The organism is Enterobacter cloacae complex sp. P24RS (assembly GCF_014982165.1).
Classification (GTDB): Bacteria; Pseudomonadota; Gammaproteobacteria; order Enterobacterales; family Enterobacteriaceae; genus Enterobacter; species Enterobacter quasihormaechei.
Map to the genome: position 1 here is coordinate 46,796 of NZ_JADCKU010000011.1, position 19,930 is coordinate 66,725.

The window sequence follows — 19,930 nt, forward strand, 5'->3', positions numbered from 1 at the left end:
AGGAAAAATAAATGTCTTTAATTAGTATGCATGGCGCGTGGCTCTCGTTCAGCGACGCACCGCTTCTCGATAATGCAGAGCTGCATATCGAAGATAACGAGCGCGTCTGTCTGGTGGGCCGTAACGGCGCGGGTAAATCGACGCTGATGAAAATCCTCAACCGTGAGCAGGGGCTGGATGATGGGCGTATTGTTTACGAGCAGGATCTGATCGTCTCTCGCCTGCAACAGGATCCGCCGCGTAACGTTACCGGCAGCGTGTACGATTTCGTGGCCGAAGGGATTTCAGAGCAGGCGGAATACCTCAAGCGCTACCACGAGATTTCGCATCTGGTGATGACCGATCCAAGCGACAAGAATCTCAACGAGCTGGCAAAAGTGCAGGAGATGCTCGATCACCACGGCCTGTGGCAGCTGGAAAACCGCATTAACGAAGTGCTGGCTCAGCTTGGCCTGGAAGCGGATATGGAGCTGTCGGCGCTCTCCGGCGGCTGGCTGCGTAAAGCCGCGCTGGGACGTGCCCTGGTGAGCGGGCCTAAGGTGCTGCTGCTGGACGAACCGACGAACCACCTGGATATCGAAGCGATTGACTGGCTGGAAGGGTTCCTGAAAACCTTTAACGGCACCATTATCTTCATCTCCCACGACCGTTCGTTCATCCGCAACATGGCCACGCGCATTGTCGACCTCGACCGCGGCAAGCTGGTGACCTATCCGGGTGACTACGATACCTATCTGCTGGAAAAAGAAGAGAACCTGCGCGTCGAAGAGCTGCAAAACGCCGAATTCGACCGCAAGCTGGCGCAGGAAGAGGTGTGGATCCGTCAGGGCATCAAGGCGCGTCGTACCCGTAACGAAGGCCGCGTTCGTGCCCTGAAGGCGATGCGTCGCGAACGTAGCGAGCGCCGCGAAGTCATGGGCAGCGCCAAAATGCAGGTGGAAGAGGCGTCCCGCTCGGGCAAAATTGTCTTCGAAATGGAGAACGTTAACTATTCGGTTGACGGCAAAGTGCTGGTGAACGAATTCTCCGCTCAGGTTCAGCGCGGCGACAAAATTGCGCTTATCGGTCCAAACGGCTGCGGCAAAACCACGCTGTTGAAACTGATGCTGGGCCAGTTGCAGGCCGACAGCGGTCGCATTCACTGCGGTACCAAACTGGAAGTGGCGTACTTCGACCAGCACCGCGCAGAGCTGGATCCGGACCGTACGGTGATGGATAACCTCGCAGAAGGGAAACAGGAGGTGATGGTTAACGGCAAGCCGCGTCACGTGCTGGGCTACCTTCAGGACTTCCTGTTCCATCCGAAACGCGCCCTGACGCCTGTGCGCGCGCTGTCCGGCGGTGAGCGTAACCGCCTTTTGCTGGCGCGCCTGTTCCTGAAACCCAGTAACTTACTGATTCTCGATGAACCGACGAACGATCTGGATGTCGAAACGCTGGAACTGCTGGAAGAGTTGATTGATGGTTATCAGGGAACCGTGATGCTGGTCAGCCACGATCGTCAGTTTGTCGATAACACCGTGACCGAGTGCTGGATCTTCGAAGGTGAAGGGCGCATCGGACAATATGTGGGCGGCTATCATGACGCGCGTGGTCAGCAAGCGCAGTCGCTGGTGCAAAAACAGGTGAAGGCCAAAAATGTCGCCGAACCTGCTGTTGCAAAAGCAGAAAGTGCCAAAAAATCTCCAGCTAAAATGAGCTATAACTTGCAGCGCGAGCTGGAAGGGCTGCCGCAGCGTCTGGAAGAACTGGAAGCGGCGCTGGAAGCACTGCAAATTCAGGTCGCGGATGCGTCATTCTTTACGCAGCCTCACGACTATACTCAGAAAGTATTGGCTGAACTCTCCCAGGCCGAGCAGGCGCTGGAAGAAGCTTTTGAGCGCTGGGAGTACCTTGAGTCTCTGAAAAACGGCGCATAACAGGGATAATCTATGTGTGACCAGCACCGTGCCGATCGGCATATATTATGCTCGCAATGCGATATGCTCGTGGCGTTGCCAGAGCTTGGTCACGGACATAAGGCTGCCTGCCCGCGCTGCGGAGCTACGCTGACGACCGAATGGGACGCGCCAAGGCAGCGTCCTACGGCTTACGCGCTGGCAGCCCTGTTCATGTTACTGCTCTCCAATCTCTTCCCTTTCATCTCTATGAAAGTGGGCGGGATGACAAGCCAGGTGGATTTACTGGAAATTCCAGGCGTGATGTTCTCGGAAGATTACGCCAGCCTCGGCACCTTCTTCCTTCTGTTCGTTCAGATAGTCCCGGCTTTTTGCCTGGTCGTCATTCTTTTGCTGGTCAACCGCGTCAGGATGCCTACCGCCCTTAAAATTAAACTCGCGCGGATCCTGTTCCAGCTGAAAAGCTGGGGGATGGCGGAAATTTTTCTGGCAGGTATCCTCGTCAGCTTCGTGAAACTGATGGCCTACGGCGACGTGGGGATTGGCAGCAGCTTTATTCCGTGGTGTCTGTATTGCGTGCTGCAACTGCGCGCGTTCCAGTGCGTGGACCGACGCTGGGCCTGGGACGATATCGCCCCGGCCCCGACGCTCTCGCGGACGGTAAAGGTGGGCGTACCGGGTATTCGTCAGGGGCTTCGCTCCTGCTCCTGCTGCACCGCCGTGCTGCCAGCGGAGGTCGAGGTGTGCCCGCGCTGTGAAACAAAAGGTCACGTCCGGCGCAAAAATAGCCTGCAATGGACCATGGCGCTGCTGGTGACCTCCATCATGCTCTATCTGCCCGCCAATATATTGCCAATCATGATCACCGATCTGCTTGGCGACAGAATGCCCTCGACCATCCTTGCCGGGGTAATTTTGCTGTGGAGCGAGGGATCATACCCTGTTGCAGGGGTCATATTTCTCGCCAGTATTATGGTTCCGACCTTGAAGATGATTGCCATTGCCTGGCTTTGCTGGGATGCGAAAGGGCACGGTAAGCGTGACAGTGAGCGTATGCATCTGATTTATGAGGTCGTGGAATTTGTTGGTCGCTGGTCGATGATTGACGTGTTCGTGATTGCGGTTCTCTCTGCGCTGGTGCGTATGGGAGGGCTGATGAGTATTTATCCCGCTATGGGAGCGCTGATGTTTGCGTTGGTCGTCATTATGACCATGTTTGCGGCCATGACCTTCGACCCTCGTTTATCGTGGGATCGTGAGCCCGATTCAAGCCATGAGGAAGAGTAAGAGCATGGAAAATAAGAGTGGAGAGGCTAAAGTGCAGAAGGTCAGAAACTGGTCGCCGGTGTGGATTTTCCCCATCGTGACCGCGCTGATAGGTGCATGGATCCTGTTTTATCATTACAGCCATCAGGGACCGGAAGTGACGCTCATCACCACCAATGCAGAGGGGATTGAGGGCGGGAAAACCACCATCAAGAGCCGCAGCGTGGATGTGGGCGTCGTCGAAAGCGCGACCCTGACGGATGATTTAACCCATGTTGAAATCAAGGCCCGCCTGAATGCCGGCATGGAAAAACTGCTTCATGAAGATTCCGTTTTTTGGGTGGTGAAACCTCAGGTCGGAAGAGAAGGCATCAGCGGTTTAGGGACGCTGCTTTCAGGGGCTTACATTGAACTCCAGCCCGGCAGCAAAGGTACCCAGCCAGCAGACTATCAGCTGCTGGATTCACCGCCGCTTGCGCCGCCGGATGCAAAAGGGATCCGCGTTATTCTGGACAGCAAAAAAGCGGGTCAGCTCTCGCCGGGCGATCCGGTGCTGTTCCGTGGGTATCGCGTCGGTTCGGTTGAAACAAGCACCTTCGATCCGCAAAAACGGACCATCAGCTATCAGCTTTTTATCAATGCGCCTAATGACCGCCTGGTGACCAGCAACGTTCGCTTCTGGAAAGACAGCGGGATCGCGGTGGATCTGACCTCTGCGGGGATGCGCGTTGAAATGGGCTCGCTCACCACGCTGTTTGGCGGGGGCGTCAGTTTCGACGTGCCGGAAGGCATGGATCTCGGACAACCGGTGGCGGAGAAAACCGCCTTCAGGCTGTTTGACGATCAAAAAAGTATTCAGGATGCGCTCTATACCGATCACATTGACTACCTGATGTTCTTTAAGGACTCCGTACGCGGCTTGCAGCCAGGGGCGCCAGTCGAGTTCCGCGGTATCCGTCTGGGGACTGTGGGACAAGTGCCTTACTTTGTTCCGGGTCTTAAGCAGATGCTTGATGATGATTATCGTATTCCGGTGCTGATCCGTATTGAACCTGAGCGTTTGATTAACCAGATAGGTGAGGATCAGGATATTGGGGAGCATATCAGCGACCTGCTGAATCGCGGCCTGCGCGGCTCGCTGAAAACCGGCAACCTGGTGACAGGGGCGCTGTATGTGGATATGGACTTCTATCCTAAAGCGCCTGCTATGACGGGTATCCGTGAATTTGGCGGCTACAAAATCATTCCTACGGTCAGCAGTGGTCTGGCGCAGATCCAACAGCGTCTGATGGAAACGCTGGATAAGATTAATAATCTGCCGTTGAATCCTATGCTTGAAGCCGCGACGGGTTCACTGCATCAGAGCCAGGCGACGATGCAACGTCTGCAAACCACGCTGGATAATATCAACAAGATCACTGCTAACCAGTCCATGCAGCAGCTGCCGCAGGATATGCAGAAAACCTTGCGCGAGCTGAACCGCAGCATGCAGGGCTTCCAGCCGGGCTCGGCGGCCTACAACAAGATGGTGGCGGATATGCAACGTCTTGATCAGGTTTTACGCGAGCTACAGCCCGTTCTGAAAACGCTCAATGAAAAGAGCAATGCGCTGGTGTTTGAAGCGAAAGATAAAAAGGATCCTGAGCCTAAGAGGGCGAAACAATGAAAAAATGGCTAATCATCGTGGGCGCACTGGTATTAACGGCCTGTAGCTCCGGAAGCGACAACAAAAGCTACTACCAGCTGCCGCTAAGCGCGCAGCCGGGTGCGCAGAGCAGCACCTCGCAGGGCAGTCGTCTGCTGTGGGTTGAACAGGTTGCCGTGCCGGATTATCTGGCGGGTAACGGGGTGGTCTACCAGACCAGCGATGTGCAGTACGTTATCGCCAACAATAACCTGTGGGCCAGCCCGCTGGATCAGCAGCTTCGCAATACGCTGGTGGCGAACCTGAGCAGCCAGCTTCCTGGTTGGGTAGTCGCCTCACAGCCTCTGGGAAGCGATCAGGACACACTGAATGTTAACGTGACGGGGTTCCACGGCCGCTATGACGGCGCCGTGGTTATCAGCGGGGAGTGGCTGTTGAATCACCAGGGCCAGCTGATGAAGCGTCCTTTCCATCTGGAGCTTAAGCAGCAGAAAGATGGCTATGACGAAATGGTGAAAGTGCTGGCACAGGGCTGGGCACAGGAGTCGGCGGCCATTGCTAAAGAGATTTCACGCCTGCCATAAGTAAAATTCATCGACAAAAGCCGCACTCAGCGACGCGCTGATGGCGGCTTTTTTTTTCGTTTTGCGTTCAGGCTGTTACTTGTGCCGCATCACATTTTTTGTACAAACGATCTTCCATGTAGCTCACAAATATGACACCCGTATGAATTTTGAACGTTGACGCTGAAGCTGATTCGGGGTATTCGTTAACTGTGCTTGCACATATTGCAACCACTGTTTTCTTTCCACCAGACAAAAGAATGAGGGAAACGAGGCATGAAGAGACAGAAACGAGATCGCCTGGAAAGGGCTCATCAACGTGGTTATCAGGCTGGCATCGCCGGACGTTCTAAAGAAATGTGTCCCTATCAGGCCCTGAATCAAAGGTCCCAATGGCTAGGGGGCTGGCGAGAAGCCATCGGAGACAGGGCAGTACTTGCCTGATACCGTCTCTTTAAAAAGAAACCTCCGCAATGCGGAGGTTTCGCCTTTCTGGGAGGCGCAAAAGCCGTTATCAGAAAGCAGAGGTATCCTGGAACAGACCCACTTTCAGATCGTTTGCGGTATAGATCAGACGACCATCTACCAGCACTTCGCCATCCGCCAGGCCCATGATCAGACGGCGGTTAACGATACGTTTGAAGTGGATGCGGTAGGTGACTTTCTTCGCGGTAGGCAGAACCTGACCGGTGAATTTCACTTCGCCTACGCCCAGCGCGCGGCCTTTGCCTTCACCGCCAAGCCAGCCCAAATAGAAGCCTACCAGCTGCCACATAGCATCGAGGCCCAGGCAGCCAGGCATTACCGGATCGCCAATAAAGTGGCAACCGAAGAACCACAGGTCCGGGTTGATATCGAGTTCTGCTTCTACGTAACCCTTATCAAAGTTGCCGCCGGTTTCGGTCATTTTCACGACACGGTCCATCATCAGCATATTTGGGGCCGGTAACTGCGGGCCTTTCGCGCCAAACAGTTCACCGCGACCAGAGGCAAGAAGGTCTTCTTTCGTATAGGATTCGCGTTTATCTACCATGTTCTCAGTAAGCCTTATTTTAGTGAAGCACGCAGGATAGCTAACACGTGTACGCTGAACAAGTCCGATCAGTTTGAACTAAACCAACTTAACCAGCGCAACGGCCACGGATAACGATGACGAGCATCCTGCTGTGTCGCCTGAGCTATACGTTCCTGAATGGTCTGCATCAGGGTTGTCTGGCCTTCGCCGTCCCAGACCAGGTTCGTCAGTAAGGGTAGTGCATCCTCAACGCCTTCGATGGCCCAGACGGTGAATTGTTCCTGCTCTACCGCATCCAGAATCGCCTGGCTCAGGCTCAAATGGCGAGCGTTAGGTGCCGGAATAATCACGCCCTGTTTGCCGTTTAAACCGCGCTGCTGGCAGATAGCAAAGAACCCTTCGATTTTCTCATTCAGTCCGCCCACCGGTTGGGCACGACCAAACTGATCCACGGATCCGGTAATCGCAATGTTCTGGTTAATCGGCACGTCTGCAAGCGCGCTGATCACGGCGCATAGCTCCGCCATGGAGGCGCTGTCACCGTCGACTTCGCTGTAGGACTGCTCAAAGGTCAACGAGGCAGAGAAGGGGAGCTGCTGCTCGAGCTGGAGTTCAGACATCAGGAATGCCTGCATGATCATCATGCCTTTAGCATGAATATTTCCGCCCAGTTCCGCCTTGCGTTCAATATCGGTAAATTCGCCGTCACCAATGTGCACCACACAGCTGATGCGGGAAGGCTCGCCGAAGGCGCGCGGGTGTCCAGGGAACTCGATGACGGATAAGGCGTTGATTTGCCCGATACGTTCGCCCTCGGTCTCCACCAGAATCTGTTCCAACAGAATTTCATCCTGCATACGGTCAGCAAGATAGCCTTCGCGCCATTCGCGCTGGGCCAGCATCTGGCTAAGCTGCTCGCCGCTAAACGTACCGTTGCCGCTGATTACGCCGACTTCACGCAGCTGTTTACCGATCCAGAGCGGGCAGAGCGGCAGGGTTTCCTGATCGCCGGTGTAGCGTACGGCCTCGCGGATTAAACCAGGCCACGCATCGCTGGCAGGCGAGGGCAGCGCGAAACGTTCCGCCACGGCCATCACCCACTGGCACCACTGCGCCATATCATCGGCATCAGCAATCTGAATATTGTCTTCAAATTCGCTGTAGACAGCCTGCTCCGCGAGTTCTGGCTCCATTTCCTGGAAGTCTGCCAGCGATTCGCGATCGCCCGTCAGCACGACGGTCAGCGACAGCGGCATAGACGGGATGGAGACCGGCAGAGGACGTGAATCGTCGTAGCCTACCCAGTCAAAACGTTGCTGCGTCACTACCGTTTTCAGGCGCATCCACAGCAGCGGCTGCGCAAGCAGCGTGCGAAGGGAGATGAGCAGCACGCCGCCGTTCGCGCGGTGTACCAGCCCGGGTTGCAGTGACACCTCGCCATTGAACTGACGAAGGCAGCCGAACAGCTGTTCGGCTTCCGCCCAGCTGGCAGTAATCACTTCGCCTTTGGCAGCGAACAGACCGTCGGCCTGCGCGGCGGGTTCGAACGTCACGTCACGTCCGGCAATATGATACTGACCACCAAAAACGGCGTTCGTTTTTGGCTGCAACTGGCGCATGGCATCACCGAGAAGCGTCAAATACTCGGCTTCTTCCGGGGCTTTGAGCAGCATGAAGGGAGATGTGGCCCATGGGGATGACATCTGCTCCAGCGCATAATGCAAACGCGGTTGTGTCTCGCTAAGTATGTATTCGTGTTCTTTTGTGAGGTCTGGCTGTGTAAACAGTTCCTGATAGCTTTCGGTATCCGGAACAAGGTCACGCCATGCAAGTTTCGTTATGGTCAAAGTTGATGTTTTTTAGTCAGAAGTAAAACCGTGGAGTATACCGTAAGCGGCGCACTCTGCCCAATCAGGATTCGGGTTTTCATCATGCGGTTTGCCGCAGCGTTTCACAGGATATGATTTCTTTTCAGCAGATTGCCAAAAAACTGATATTCTGAACTGAGTTACACGGTAACACTGAGATCGCAATGAAATATCAACAACTGGAAAACCTCGAAAGCGGCTGGAAATGGAAGTACCTGGTCAAAAAGCACCGTGAAGGGGAGCTGATCACCTGCTACATCGAAGCCAGCGCGGCACAAGAAGCTGTGGATATGTTGCTGACCCTCGAAAACGAACCGGTACAGGTCAACGGCTGGATCGAGAAACATATTAATCCGGCCTTGTTGAACCGGATGAAGCAAACTATCCGTGCTCGTCGTAAACGGCATTTCAATGCCGAGCATCAGCACACCCGTAAGAAATCTATCGACCTGGAGTTTATGGTCTGGCAGCGTCTGGCCGGGCTTGCGCAACGGCGCGGGAAAACGCTGTCGGAAACGGTGGTGCAGCTGATTGAAGATGCCGAGCATAAAGAGAAGTATGCCAGCCAGATGTCGACGCTGAAGAACGATTTGCAGGCACTGCTGGGTAAAAAATAACGTTTTTGCTTTTGTTCAGATAATAAAAAACCCCGCATGGCGGGGTTTTTTTATAAGACGATAACTTATGCCGCAGGCTGAGTTACAACGTCTTTGATACCTTTAACTTCGATCTCTACGCGACGATCTGGTGCCAGGCAGTCGATCAGTGCAGCGCGTGGTTTCACGTTGTCACAGGTAGAACCGGTAACTGGGTTAGATTCGCCCATACCACGTGGGGAGATCTTGTTAGCTGGGATACCTTTAGATACCAGGTAATCAACTACAGACTGAGCACGTTTCTCAGACAGACCCTGGTTGTAAGCATCAGAACCGATACGGTCGGTGAAGCCCAGAACCACTACAGAACCGTCTTTAGGATCCAGGTTGCTCAGCTGGGTGTACAGCTGATCCAGTGCCTGCTGACCTTCTGGTTTCAGGGTAGCTTTGTTGAAGTTGAACAGAACGTCAGACTTCAGAGTGAAGTGCTTGGTCTGTACTTCTGGAGCTGGAGCCGGCGCTGGAGCTACGACTGGCGCATCTTCCTGCTGACCGAAACGGTAAGAAACACCAACGCTCAGCATGCCGTTGTCTGGACGAACGCCAACGGTAGCACCGTCACCGATGTTGTTAACCCACTGGTATTCCAGACGGGTAGCGATGTCGCGGGTCATTGCCCACTCAACGCCGCCAGCGAATACTGGGGAAACGCCAGTGTCGTGGTCGTCACCAGCGATGCTGTTGCTGGAGTCTGCACGCCATACCATGCCGCCCAGACGGGTGTACACGTCCAGATCGTCAGTTACTGGGTAACCCAGTTTAGCGGTCAGCTGAACGCCTTGAGCTTTGAAAGCGCCATTTACGTTGTCGCCTTTGTACGGCATACGACCTAACCAGTCGTAACCCATTTCAAAGCCAACATACGGGTTAACCTGATAGCCACCGAACGCACCTGCACCCAGCTGGCTCTCGTGAGTAGGGCCATCGTTGTTCAGGCTGCTGTTGTACCAACCGGTGTCATGGAACTGAGACCAGCCCAGTTTACCACCTGCATACCAGGTATTATCTTTCGGAGCGGCCTGCGCTACGGTAGCGAAGCCAGCCAGTGCCACTGCAATCGCGATAGCTGTCTTTTTCATTTTTTGCGCCTCGTTATCATCCAAAATTTGCCATGAATATCTCCATCGGAGAAATCACGGTTAAATCCTTCACCGGGGGGCGTGGTCAAATATAAACCTACCGATATCTTCGGCTTAGGCCGAGCACCCCTGGCGATGTAAAGTCTACAACGTAGCTGAAAACTTACAAGTGTGAAGTCCGTCAGGCATATGAAAAAAAAAGTTCCGTATACCTAATATTTAACATTTTTTGAACGATTTTTGTGCAGTAAAATTAACGAGAACCGCGTCAGACAAGCCTTGCCGCAGTTTTGGCGCATTGAACTTTTTTTGCATACTGCGGTCGAAAAAAATTCCAGGAAAACTCTTAAAATGACTCAATGGTACACATTTGAGTGAATTTTTAGCCCGGGATGTTGTCCTCTGCGATAGGAATCTTCACGAACCGGCCGCATGATGAACCCCATCGCGTTACCTTCTTCAGCAGCTTCAGACAGACGCAAATGTTCCTCTTGCGACAGATCTTCAGGTAACCATCCAATCACGACGCTATAGTTCCCGGTACGTAATGCCCGAACCATCGACTCAACCGTATCGCAAGGGGAGAGTTGATTGATCTGCATTACCTTCGCCAACGGCAGACCCGCCGACTGAACCCATTCACGACTTAGTTTCTGCTGTGGCGTCAGCCAGAGCTGCCAGCGAGACTGTTGGCCGAGCTGCTGCAAAAGCGGCAGGAGTAAGAGTTGTGTTAACAGCGGCTGGTCTTCACGGTAAACCACTTCACTGATAAGCCCTGTCGATACACGCCCGATAGAATTCTGCGCAACATTGCCTGCGGCAGAAGTAGAAGGTGTTAAGTGATTTGCATAGCCTGAAGTGTACATGTTCATTCCAGCCCTGTAGTTACTGTATGGATATACAGTAACCCCTGTGTGCATAAAGATCAACCTCATTTTCGGAAAGCGACTCGCAAATTTCATCCATTCCCGGTGAACCTGAAAAAATCATCTTGCCCAACGGCAATAAGTTGCCTATTTTCCTGCTAACGGATCCGTTAGTAAGAAATATCGTGTTTACTGTATGATTTTAAATGGAATTATCATGAAAAAGATATCCTATGAGCGGATTTATCAATCGCAGGAATACCTCTCTCCGCTGGGTGAAATTCACCATCGAGCGCTGTTTGGCGGTTATACCCTGGCCGTGGATGAAGCGGTGTTTGCAATGGTGTCTGACGGTGAGCTTTATCTTCGCGCCTGTGAGCAGAGTGCAAAATACTGTGTAAAAAATGCCTCCTCTTTTCTGACGCTGATGAAACGAGGACGTCCTGTTCTGCTTAATTACTATCGTGTGGATGAGGGGCTTTGGCAAAACAGGGAAAAGTTGCTTCAGCTCTCCTCGTTTGCGCTCGATGCTGCCAGGAAAGAGCGCTACCAGCGCCATCAGCGTAACCGGCTAAAAGACCTGCCAAACCTGACTTTTCAGATTGAGGTCCTGCTGATGGAAGCGGGCATCACCAATGAAGAGACGCTACGACAGCTGGGTGCGAAGACGAGCTGGCTGAAAATGCGCTCCAGGAATAAGGCGCTGAGCATCCGGGTTTTGTTCGCGCTTGAAGGCGCCATCGAAGGGCTTCACGAAGCGGCACTCCCGGCGGATATTCGCCGGGAGCTTACGGAGTGGTTTAATGCGCTGCCTGAGTCGCAGGGGCATCATTCCGCCAGGTAGCAATCTGCTGTCGCAGTCGACAAATTTCCGGCAGCAAAGCGATAAGCAGGCCAATTTGCTGTAGGACCAGCGGAGCTTTGTTGTCGGTGCCCGGATCCAGGTGTGCGATACGCTGCACCAGTTCATCCAGTGCCTGGTGCACCCGCGGCTCATCCGCAGGTTGATGATGAAGCGCATCATCAACGTAGCAAACGGCATCGTCCAGCAGCGCCAGGATCCCCGGATTGGTCAGCTTCTCACGGTGGGCGCCCAGGGTAGAGATATAGCTGGTGAACGTATGGTTCAGGCACAGCAGCCGAAAGGCCGTTTCGCGAATTTCTGCCGTGGCGCGCGGCTCTGTTGACATATTAGAGACGACAGAAGCCAGCTCTGCGTCAGTGTTATGCGCATCGCGGCGGGCAATGCGATAGGCCAGACGGTTATCGCGACCCTGATGGTACTGCTCAAGAATGGCGTCCAGATAGCGGCAGTTGGCGTTCATTGCTCTGTCGGAGACGCGCGGTAAGTTTCGAAAACGCCAGTCAGGCCAGATGAAGCTCACCGCTGCCCAGGCAATGGCGCAGCCGATTAGCGTGTCGATCACGCGGGGGAGGGCAACTTCAAACCCTTCCCCCAGCAAATTGAAGCAGAGCAGCACCAGCAACGTGATGAACATTGTGGCGTGAGCGTACTGCACATTGCGGAAGGCGAAGAACAACACGCCGGTGATCACAATAAGGATAAGCTGTCCTTCTACAGAAGGCACAAAATAGAGCACCGGCAGACCGATGGCGACCCCGACTAACGTCCCGACAATACGCAGCGCAAGTCGATGGCGGGTAGCGTTATAGTTCGGCTGGCAGACGAACAGGCTGGTCAGCAGGATCCAGTATCCGTGATGCAGCCCTGTTATCTGGATAAACGCATAGCCCACGCACAGCACCAGCGACATCCTCACCGCATGGCGAAAGAGTGCGGAATCCGGCGTAAAATGACGGCTCAGGCGCAGCCAGATATCGCTGAAGCCGTTCAGACTGTCATCCGCAAGCCGGTTGTCAGCATCGTTGGCCGGCATCGCCATCGCCTGTTCAGACTCAATGGTGGCCAACTGGGCATCAATGGCTCGCAGGTTGTTGAGCAGGAATCCCAGGGCTTTGAACTGTTCCGGCGAGGTTCCGCTGGCCTGAACGCGATCGAGCGCCGCATCAAGGTGACTGAATGCGCGCTCAAAGCGAGGGTCATGCTGATAGGGCGTGCGCAGCAGTATTGAGCGCGCAAGCTGCTGGCAGGCCTGAGACTGCATCGACAGCAGGCGCTGGAAGCGAAACATCACGTCGCTGTAGCGGAATTTCTCGCGCAGGTCAGCGTACTGCACATGCGAGGAGCTGGCGCGCTCGTGAATATCCTGGGCGACAAAGTAGTAGTGGAGGGTGCGTCGGGTACCGCGCTGACCGCGATCGCCGCGCAGACGGGTGAGCAGAGACGCTTTGGTCTGGTTCAGCGTAGCGACCAGCTGGCCATTTGCCAGCGCCAGATCGTACAGCGGCGCCTGGCTATCCTCTTCGATATCCGGATCGAACAGCCGCGACTTCAGCTCCAGATAGTGGGCCAACTGCTCATAGCTGCGGGCAAGGTTGTCCTGCAAAGCACGGACCGGAAAAATAAGATGCCCGGTTAAGGTCAGCAGGTTATACCAGATAGCGCCCAACAGCAGCAGGACCGGCTGCTGATACCACTGATCGTAAAGGGAGACGCCCAGCATGGTGTAAATGGCAATCAGCAGGGCGCCGAACGCGATAGTGGCGTAGCGTTGCCCGAGGCCGCCGAGCAAAATGAAGCCGCTGGTCGACACCGTCAGCCCTAAGGCAAACAGCCAGGGCCAGGGGAAAAGCAGCTCCACGGAGGCGGAGGCAATAAAGAAGCAGACCAGCGTGATGACCAGGTTACGCAAACGTCCGGCCAGGCGGTCGTCGAGATCGGCCAGCGCGCCGGCCACCACCCCAAGCGTGAGGGGAATGGTGAGCTTAACGTCATTCAGCCACCACGGCAGCGCCACGGTGCCGCAGAGAGCGATAAAGATCCTGACGTTATACAGCCAGTTACTGTTCCACGTATAGCGACGAATCAGGGGGCTTAGCATGAGAGCGGCCAGTCCTTATTACTGAAAACGACGACGGGCATTGGCTTCACGCGCGGCTTGCGCCACTTCGACCGGGACAACGCGGCGTCCGACCGGCCACAGGGCGATGGTGGCAATCTTGAAATTAGCGATGCCAACCGGAATGCCGATAATCGTAATGCACTGGGCGATACCGGCGAAGATATGCATCAGACACAGCCACCAGCCAAAGAAGATCAGCCACAGAATATTCAGCAGCGTGCCGCCGGTATTCATCAGGGCGTTTTTTCTTTCCGGCTCCAGCTCATCCACGTGTACGGCTTCATTTCCATAAGGAACGAGGGACAGTTTGGTGATTTCCCAGCAGGAGCGCGTCAGCGGAAGCGTAAAGATGAGCACAATGCTCACCAGGGTGGCGAAAAGCCAGGAAAGGGTGGTGGCAAAACCGCCAAGGACAAAATTCAACACATTCAGAACGGTACGCATAAACCCTCATTTCCTTCGATATGATTAACGCCTGGTGATTGTAACGTTTTTTTGGGCTGGAGCACCTTAAAACTGGCAGTTAAACTGTCTGACAAATTATTACCTCTTGGATCCGGCAGGATATGGAACTGAAAGCTACTTCAATGGGCAAACGCCTGGCGCAGCACCCTTACGACAAGGTTGTCCTCCTCAATGCGGGAGTGAAAGTCTCCGGTGAACGCCACGAATACCTTATTCCGTTTAATCAGCTGCTCGCCATCCACTGCAAGCGTGGGCTGGTGTGGGGCGAGCTGGAGTTCGTCCTGCCGGCAGAGAAAGTGGTGCGACTCCACGGGACGGAGTGGGCTGAAACCCAGCGCTTCCATCATCATCTGAACGCGCGCTGGCAGCAGTGGAGTCAGGAGATGAGCGTGATTGCCGCACAGGTACTGCACCAGGTGCTGGACGATATCGCGTTAAGCAATACCCAGCAGAAGTGGCTAACGCGTCAGCAAACCGCCGGGCTTCAGCAAAAAATCACCCAGGCGCTGACGGCGTTACCTTTACCCGTGGCGCGGCTGGAGGAATTTGATAACTGCCGTGACGCGTGGCGGCAGTGTCAGGCATGGCTCAGCGATATCGAGAAAAGCCGTCTGGCGCACAACCAGGCCTGGACCGATGCGATGCTTACGCAATATGCCGATTTCTTCAGCACGGTGGAATCATCGCCCCTCAATCCTGCCCAGGCGCGCGCCGTAGTGAATGGCGAGCAGTCTCTGCTGGTGCTGGCAGGGGCCGGTAGCGGCAAAACATCGGTGCTGGTGGCGCGCGCGGGCTGGCTTCTGACGACGGGCGAGGCGGTTGCCGACCAGATTTTGCTGCTGGCCTTTGGCCGCAAAGCGGCGCAGGAAATGGACGAGCGCATTCAGGCGCGTTTGCATACTCAGGATATCTCGGCGCGCACGTTCCACTCTCTCGCGTTACATATCATTCAACAGGGCAGCAAAAAAGTCCCTGTTGTCAGCAAGCTGGAGAGTGATGCTCAGGCTCGCCAGGCGCTGTTTATCAAGACATGGCGTCAGCAGTGCAGCGAGAAAAAGGCGCAGGCGAAAGGCTGGCGTCAGTGGCTTGAAGAGGAGCTGAACTGGGCGGTGCCGGAGGGCAGCTTCTGGCAGGATGAAAAGCTGGCGCGCCGGCTGGGTTCCCGTCTCGACCGGTGGGTAAGCCTGATGCGGATGCACGGCGGCTCTCAGGCCGAGATGATAGAAAGCGCACCGGAAGCGATCCGCGCCGTCTTCTCTAAGCGGGTTAAGCTGATGGCGCCGATGCTCAAAGCGTGGAAAAGCGCGCTGAAAGAGGAAAACGCGGTCGATTTTTCCGGGCTGATCCATCAGGCCATTCTCATTCTGGAAAAAGGGCGCTTCGTCAGTCCGTGGAAACACATTCTGGTGGATGAGTTTCAGGATATCTCGCCGCAGCGCGCTGCGCTGCTTTCGGCGCTGCGGGCGCAGAATAAACACACGTCGCTGTTTGCCGTGGGCGATGACTGGCAGGCTATCTACCGTTTCAGCGGGGCGCAGCTTTCCCTCACCACGGCCTTCCACCACTATTTTGGTGAAGGCGACCGCAGCGATCTTGACACCACCTACCGCTTTAACGCGCGGATTGGTGAAATTGCCAACCGCTTTATTCAGCAGAACCCGCATCAGCTGTCGAAGCCGCTTAACAGCCTGACGCCGGGGGATAAAAAGGCCGTCACCCTGCTGGCGGAGGATCAGCTGGAGCCGCTGCTGGACAAACTGAGCGGCTATGCGAAACCCGATGAGCGGATCCTGGTGCTGGCGCGTTACCACCACCTCAAACCCGCGGCGCTGGAAAAAGCGGCGACGCGCTGGCCAAAACTACAGCTCGATTTTATGACCATTCACGCCAGTAAAGGGCAGCAGGCTGATTACGTGATTGTGGTGGGGCTAAAAGAGGGGAGCGACGGTTTCCCGGCACCCGCGCGGGAATCCGTGATGGAAGAGGCGTTACTGCCGGTTCCCGAAGATTTCCCGGATGCCGAAGAGCGGCGTTTGCTGTACGTGGCGATAACCCGCGCGCGGCATCGCGTGTGGCTATTGTTCAACAAAGAGGAGCCGTCGGTGTTTGTCGATATTTTGAAGAGTATTGACGTGCCGGTAGCGAGAAAGCCGTAACATGTCGGCCCGGTAAGCGCAGCGCCACCGGGCAAAAAACTACTTCAGTCTCTCCGCAAGATAGCGCGGGTAATCCGGGATCAAAATCTCTACCGGATCGTTAAACTGCGGTGATTCAATGATGAAATCGGCCGTTGAAAGATTTGTCGCCACCGGAATGTTCCACACTGTCGCCAGACGCAGCAGCGCCTTAACGTCCGGGTCATGCGGCACCGCGTTCAGCGGGTCCCAGAAGAAAATCAGTACGTCGATTTTGCCTTCCGAAATCTGAGCGCCGACCTGCTGGTCACCCCCCATCGGGCCGCTCAGCATGGCATTCACTTCCAGACCGGTTTCGCGGTGGATCAGATTACCGGTTGTCCCCGTGGCGGAAAGGGCATGATGCTGGAGAAGAGGCTGATGGCGACGAACCCAGTTAAGCAGCATTTGTTTACAGTGATCGTGCGCAACCAGAGCAATGTGCTTGCGCGCCGGAAGTGTGCGTGTTGTCAGTTCCATAATCTTATCCGTGAAGTTACCTCGCTACACGATGACGGGAACAGACTGATGCTGCAAGAGAAAGGACGAAAAAATGTGGCTTACGACGACGGTTGTCGTTTCACCCATTGCAGAAAACGGGCCCGCGTATCCGTATCGGCATTCTGGAACCAGAACCTGAGGCGTTGCTCGGTGAGCGTCTGCGACTGAGGGGGAAGCACATCCAGCTCCGATACGCCCGAAAGCAGGGTGCTGTCGTCTGCCATCATGGTAGCGAACTGAGGCAGGGAGGCGGGCCGGCTGGCTCTGTTATAGATCGCCGTGTCTGCTTCGTAATCCGTTCCTTTGGGCCTGTTTGTCAGCGCCAGGATATCCAGCTTTACCGGGATGGGCATGGAACCCCCGTCCACCAGTTCAAGGCGTGGCGAAGCGTCAAAGGCCTGTGACTCTTTCTCTGTATCGAGACGCGGAAGCCTGAAGTTGACCTTACTGATACGCTGCGTGTTAAAGCTGACGACCAGCGGCGGAGAAATGTACATATGCTGTTCGTTGTCGGCGAGGCGAATCGTCTTTTCCACCCGAAAAACGACCTGATGCGGACCGTTATCCAGCTCGATGCTGTCTGCGCCTCGCAGCAGGGAGCTGGAGACTTTTTTCCCGTCCAGCACCAGCAGGTCAACGTCCGGTGAGAGTCTGAGGGTGGTTGCGAAAACACACACCGGCATGATCAACGCAACCACAGCCGAGGCAATGCCGGTTTTCATAGCAGACTCCTGTAGACAAGCTACCCATGTAAGAATGTATCAAAATTTTTCGATAATCACGTTTACTAACATATAGACATATTCTGCCGTTTTGCCCTCATACTTCTGTAGGGACAGCGTGGTTGAGATGGCTGCTTTGACGTACACTTTGAAAAAAACCAGGAGGAAGAGCATGAAAGAGAACGACATTGTCGAGATCCTGACGTCCACGCGCACTATCGCGCTGGTTGGCGCGAGCGACAAACCGGATCGCCCAAGCTATCGGGTAATGAAATACCTTCTGGATCAGGGTTATCACGTGATCCCGGTCTCGCCGAAGGTGGCGGGAAAAACGCTGCTAGGCCAGCAGGGCTATGCGACGCTCGCGGATGTGCCGGAAAAGGTGGATATGGTGGACGTGTTCCGCAATTCAGAGGCGGCCTGGGGCGTGGCGCAGGAGGCGATCGCCATTGGTGCGAAAACGCTGTGGATGCAGCTGGGCGTGATCAATGAGCAGGCGGCCGTGCTGGCACGCGATGCCGGGCTTAAGGTGGTGATGGATCGCTGTCCGGCAATCGACATTCCCCGTCTGGGGCTCGCAAAATAAAAAAAAGCCCGCTTGACGGGCTTTTTTACACCTTTAGTTTCGCAGTCTTGGTGCCTGTAACTGTTTGCGGATGGTCTGAGCAAGCTCGTCCATAGTGGGTTGTTCCGGATGCTCATCCTGTAATTCACCACTCAACTGCGCTTCGGCAAGATAGGTATGGACAGGCTGACCATCGTCGCCCTCCATGACCACATGATACCAGGGCGCGGCGCGAAGCTCTGCGTCAACCGCCAGTTCGTCTGCTGACGGTTCATCAAGGGAATACTCCGGGTCGATATCCACGACCACACCCAAATATCCAAGCAAGGTGTGGCGGACCTGCTGGCCGATACCAAATTTGCTGGCAATCATAGTCACCTCCCGGGAAACATCACATACACACTATGTGCGGGCAATATTTCTCTTTTCAAGTTACATGACGCGACAGGCAAACCCTTTCAGATACAGCCCTTCCGGGTAGGTGGCGATCACCGGGTGATCGGCGGCCTGACGGAACTGCTCTATAAATTGTACATCACGACCCGCATCTATTGCGGCATCGGCGATGATTTTTTGGAATAAATCTGTCGTCATCAGTCCAGAGCAGGAGAATGTCAGCAGTACGCCGCCCGGGTTCAGCAGCTGGATCGCCAGCATGTTAATGTCTTTATAGCCACGGCAGGCGCCCATCAGCTGGCTTTTGTTTTCCACAAATTTCGGCGGATCCATTACGATGACGTCAAATTTCTCGCCCTGGTCGCGGTATTTACGCAGCAGCTTAAACACGTCGTCGCGCACAAAATCCGCTTTGCTCAGATCCAGCTTGTTCAGCTCGACGTTCTGCTTCGCCACGTCCAGCGCTTCCTGGGAGGTGTCGACGCTGACAACCTGGGCACAGCCGCCCATCAGAGCAGAGACCGCAAAGCCGCCGGTATAGGAGAAGCAGTTCAGCACGCGCTTATCGGCAACGTACTGGCGTGTTGCCAGACGGCTGTCACGCTGGTCGAGGTAATAACCGGTCTTATGGCCGCCCTGGATGTCCACCAGCAGCTTCATGCCGTGCTCCTCGATAGGCAGCAGGGCAGGCGGCAATTCGCCGGTGACCGGGCCTTGCGTCAGCTCCATGCCCTCTTTTTTACGTACCGCCACGTCGCTGCGGTCGTAAATGGCGCATGACGGGAACAGCGTTTGCAGGGCGCTGATCAGCGCAGCACGCTGGTATTCCGCCCCGGCGCTCAGCAGCTGCAACACCAGGAAATTGCCGAAGCGGTCGATGGTCACGCCCGGCAGGCCGTCAGACTCACCGGCAATCAGACGATAGCTGTCCAGTCCGTCGCGCTTTGCCAGCCACTCGCGCCACTGCTGCGCCTGTTGCAGACGGCGGACAAAGAAATCGATATCGATGGTTTCATCTTTATCGAACGTCCAGACGCGCGCGCGGATCTGAGAGGCGGGCGAGTATGCGCCGCGCGCTAACCATTTCCCCTGATGGTCAACAATATCGATGGTTTCGCCGAGGCTGGCTTTGCCTTCCATGCGGGCAACCGCGCCGGAGAAGACCCAGGGATGACGGCGCAGTAATGACTTCTCGCGCCCTTTGGCTAACACTAAACGTACGCTCATAATTTGCTATTCTGTCGATTCCAGTAAAATGGCCGCCATT

19 protein-coding genes are annotated in these 19,930 nt (G+C 55.1%); 9 read left to right on the forward strand and 10 right to left on the reverse strand.

Annotation, left to right across the window (positions count from 1 at the left end; translation table 11 throughout):
• Nucleotides 1-11: 11 nt before the first annotated feature.
• The 5 genes from INF58_RS13080 to rmf all read left to right on the forward strand — a co-directional run bounded on the left by INF58_RS13080 (nucleotide 12) and on the right by rmf (nucleotide 5,816).
• Nucleotides 12-1,919: an ABC transporter ATP-binding protein gene (locus INF58_RS13080; RefSeq protein WP_193527836.1), complete on the forward strand. Its 1,908-nt coding sequence runs from the start codon at nucleotides 12-14 to the stop codon at nucleotides 1,917-1,919.
• Nucleotides 1,920-1,931: 12 nt separating this feature from the next.
• A complete protein-coding gene (gene pqiA, locus INF58_RS13085) occupies nucleotides 1,932-3,185 on the forward strand; it encodes a membrane integrity-associated transporter subunit PqiA (RefSeq protein ID WP_063866300.1) in 1,254 nt (417 codons plus the stop codon).
• A gap of 4 nt (nucleotides 3,186-3,189) precedes the next feature.
• A complete protein-coding gene (pqiB, locus tag INF58_RS13090) occupies nucleotides 3,190-4,830 on the forward strand; it encodes an intermembrane transport protein PqiB (protein WP_063866301.1) in 1,641 nt (546 codons plus the stop codon).
• Complete coding sequence (pqiC, locus tag INF58_RS13095; protein ID WP_193527837.1) at nucleotides 4,827-5,393, forward strand: membrane integrity-associated transporter subunit PqiC; 567 nt, start codon at nucleotides 4,827-4,829, stop codon at nucleotides 5,391-5,393. Before pqiB ends, pqiC begins: the two co-directional genes overlap by 4 nt.
• Before the next feature lie 255 nt (nucleotides 5,394-5,648).
• Nucleotides 5,649-5,816, forward strand: a complete 168-nt coding sequence (gene rmf / locus INF58_RS13100) for a ribosome modulation factor (protein WP_003858162.1) — start codon at nucleotides 5,649-5,651, stop codon at nucleotides 5,814-5,816.
• A 70-nt stretch (nucleotides 5,817-5,886) separates the two neighbouring features.
• On the opposite strand, the gene fabA is transcribed toward rmf, so the two are convergent.
• Both fabA and INF58_RS13110 read right to left on the reverse strand, forming a co-directional pair.
• Complete coding sequence (gene fabA, locus INF58_RS13105) at nucleotides 5,887-6,405, reverse strand: bifunctional 3-hydroxydecanoyl-ACP dehydratase/trans-2-decenoyl-ACP isomerase (RefSeq protein ID WP_000227926.1); 519 nt, start codon at nucleotides 6,403-6,405, stop codon at nucleotides 5,887-5,889.
• A 68-nt stretch (nucleotides 6,406-6,473) separates the two neighbouring features.
• Nucleotides 6,474-8,234 carry a Lon protease family protein gene (locus INF58_RS13110; RefSeq protein WP_193527838.1) on the reverse strand — a complete coding sequence of 587 codons (1,761 nt, stop codon included), beginning with the start codon at nucleotides 8,232-8,234 and terminating at the stop codon, nucleotides 6,474-6,476.
• Nucleotides 8,235-8,419: 185 nt separating this feature from the next.
• On the opposite strand from INF58_RS13110, the gene matP reads away from it, so the two are divergent.
• Nucleotides 8,420-8,872, forward strand: coding sequence for a macrodomain Ter protein MatP (gene matP / locus INF58_RS13115; RefSeq protein WP_006809347.1), 453 nt, complete (start codon nucleotides 8,420-8,422; stop codon nucleotides 8,870-8,872).
• A 65-nt stretch (nucleotides 8,873-8,937) separates the two neighbouring features.
• Here the strand turns inward: matP and ompA are convergent, their stop codons facing one another.
• Together ompA and sulA are read right to left on the reverse strand one after the other, a co-directional pair.
• A complete protein-coding gene (gene ompA / locus INF58_RS13120) occupies nucleotides 8,938-9,990 on the reverse strand; it encodes a porin OmpA (RefSeq protein ID WP_017694761.1) in 1,053 nt (350 codons plus the stop codon).
• 356 nt (nucleotides 9,991-10,346) lie between these two features.
• Nucleotides 10,347-10,856 (reverse strand): SOS-induced cell division inhibitor SulA, encoded by a 510-nt coding sequence (gene sulA / locus INF58_RS13125; RefSeq protein ID WP_131637223.1) that lies wholly within the window; start codon nucleotides 10,854-10,856, stop codon nucleotides 10,347-10,349.
• 217 nt (nucleotides 10,857-11,073) lie between these two features.
• Here sulA and INF58_RS13130 point away from each other — a divergent pair, with 217 nt between their 5' ends.
• On the forward strand, nucleotides 11,074-11,700 hold the full coding sequence (locus tag INF58_RS13130; RefSeq protein ID WP_063449134.1) for a TfoX/Sxy family DNA transformation protein: 627 nt from the start codon (nucleotides 11,074-11,076) through the stop codon (nucleotides 11,698-11,700).
• Here INF58_RS13130 and yccS read toward each other — a convergent pair.
• Both yccS and INF58_RS13140 read right to left on the reverse strand, forming a co-directional pair.
• Nucleotides 11,657-13,819: a YccS family putative transporter gene (gene yccS, locus INF58_RS13135; RefSeq protein ID WP_112792843.1), complete on the reverse strand. Its 2,163-nt coding sequence runs from the start codon at nucleotides 13,817-13,819 to the stop codon at nucleotides 11,657-11,659. The genes INF58_RS13130 and yccS overlap by 44 nt on opposite strands.
• 18 nt (nucleotides 13,820-13,837) lie before the next feature.
• Entirely contained in the window at nucleotides 13,838-14,284 is a 447-nt protein-coding gene (locus INF58_RS13140; RefSeq protein WP_003858149.1) for a YccF domain-containing protein, read from the reverse strand.
• Nucleotides 14,285-14,406: 122 nt separating this feature from the next.
• Between INF58_RS13140 and helD the strand changes: the two genes are divergently transcribed.
• Entirely contained in the window at nucleotides 14,407-16,461 is a 2,055-nt protein-coding gene (gene helD / locus INF58_RS13145) for a DNA helicase IV (RefSeq protein WP_193527839.1), read from the forward strand.
• Nucleotides 16,462-16,500: 39 nt separating this feature from the next.
• On the opposite strand, the gene mgsA is transcribed toward helD, so the two are convergent.
• Both mgsA and INF58_RS13155 read right to left on the reverse strand, forming a co-directional pair.
• Nucleotides 16,501-16,959, reverse strand: coding sequence for a methylglyoxal synthase (mgsA, locus tag INF58_RS13150; RefSeq protein ID WP_006809340.1), 459 nt, complete (start codon nucleotides 16,957-16,959; stop codon nucleotides 16,501-16,503).
• 80 nt (nucleotides 16,960-17,039) lie between these two features.
• A complete protein-coding gene (locus INF58_RS13155; protein ID WP_193527840.1) occupies nucleotides 17,040-17,702 on the reverse strand; it encodes a DUF2057 family protein in 663 nt (220 codons plus the stop codon).
• 172 nt (nucleotides 17,703-17,874) lie between these two features.
• Here INF58_RS13155 and INF58_RS13160 point away from each other — a divergent pair, with 172 nt between their 5' ends.
• On the forward strand, nucleotides 17,875-18,288 hold the full coding sequence (locus INF58_RS13160; protein ID WP_006809337.1) for a CoA-binding protein: 414 nt from the start codon (nucleotides 17,875-17,877) through the stop codon (nucleotides 18,286-18,288).
• A gap of 33 nt (nucleotides 18,289-18,321) precedes the next feature.
• Here INF58_RS13160 and hspQ read toward each other — a convergent pair whose 3' ends face one another.
• A complete protein-coding gene (gene hspQ / locus INF58_RS13165) occupies nucleotides 18,322-18,639 on the reverse strand; it encodes a heat shock protein HspQ (RefSeq protein WP_006809336.1) in 318 nt (105 codons plus the stop codon).
• Nucleotides 18,640-18,699: 60 nt separating this feature from the next.
• Entirely contained in the window at nucleotides 18,700-19,890 is a 1,191-nt protein-coding gene (rlmI, locus tag INF58_RS13170; protein WP_193527841.1) for a 23S rRNA (cytosine(1962)-C(5))-methyltransferase RlmI, read from the reverse strand.
• Nucleotides 19,891-19,930 lie beyond the last annotated feature (40 nt).

Excerpts from the sequence above, each read along its gene's own strand:
- pqiB (WP_063866301.1), top strand. The coding sequence starts at position 3,190 with ATGGAAAATAAGAGTGGAGAGGCTAAAGTGCAGAAGGTCAGAAACTGG.
- INF58_RS13160 (WP_006809337.1), top strand. The coding sequence starts at position 17,875 with ATGAAAGAGAACGACATTGTCGAGATCCTGACGTCCACGCGCACTATC.
- INF58_RS13140 (WP_003858149.1), bottom strand. The coding sequence starts at position 14,284 with ATGCGTACCGTTCTGAATGTGTTGAATTTTGTCCTTGGCGGTTTTGCC.
- INF58_RS13080 (WP_193527836.1), top strand. The coding sequence starts at position 12 with ATGTCTTTAATTAGTATGCATGGCGCGTGGCTCTCGTTCAGCGACGCA.
- pqiC (WP_193527837.1), top strand. The coding sequence starts at position 4,827 with ATGAAAAAATGGCTAATCATCGTGGGCGCACTGGTATTAACGGCCTGT.
- rlmI (WP_193527841.1), bottom strand. The coding sequence starts at position 19,890 with ATGAGCGTACGTTTAGTGTTAGCCAAAGGGCGCGAGAAGTCATTACTG.
- rmf (WP_003858162.1), top strand. The coding sequence starts at position 5,649 with ATGAAGAGACAGAAACGAGATCGCCTGGAAAGGGCTCATCAACGTGGT.
- matP (WP_006809347.1), top strand. The coding sequence starts at position 8,420 with ATGAAATATCAACAACTGGAAAACCTCGAAAGCGGCTGGAAATGGAAG.
- hspQ (WP_006809336.1), bottom strand. The coding sequence starts at position 18,639 with ATGATTGCCAGCAAATTTGGTATCGGCCAGCAGGTCCGCCACACCTTG.
- helD (WP_193527839.1), top strand. The coding sequence starts at position 14,407 with ATGGAACTGAAAGCTACTTCAATGGGCAAACGCCTGGCGCAGCACCCT.
- pqiA (WP_063866300.1), top strand. The coding sequence starts at position 1,932 with ATGTGTGACCAGCACCGTGCCGATCGGCATATATTATGCTCGCAATGC.
- ompA (WP_017694761.1), bottom strand. The coding sequence starts at position 9,990 with ATGAAAAAGACAGCTATCGCGATTGCAGTGGCACTGGCTGGCTTCGCT.
- fabA (WP_000227926.1), bottom strand. The coding sequence starts at position 6,405 with ATGGTAGATAAACGCGAATCCTATACGAAAGAAGACCTTCTTGCCTCT.
- INF58_RS13155 (WP_193527840.1), bottom strand. The coding sequence starts at position 17,702 with ATGAAAACCGGCATTGCCTCGGCTGTGGTTGCGTTGATCATGCCGGTG.
- sulA (WP_131637223.1), bottom strand. The coding sequence starts at position 10,856 with ATGTACACTTCAGGCTATGCAAATCACTTAACACCTTCTACTTCTGCC.
- yccS (WP_112792843.1), bottom strand. The coding sequence starts at position 13,819 with ATGCTAAGCCCCCTGATTCGTCGCTATACGTGGAACAGTAACTGGCTG.
- INF58_RS13130 (WP_063449134.1), top strand. The coding sequence starts at position 11,074 with ATGAAAAAGATATCCTATGAGCGGATTTATCAATCGCAGGAATACCTC.
- mgsA (WP_006809340.1), bottom strand. The coding sequence starts at position 16,959 with ATGGAACTGACAACACGCACACTTCCGGCGCGCAAGCACATTGCTCTG.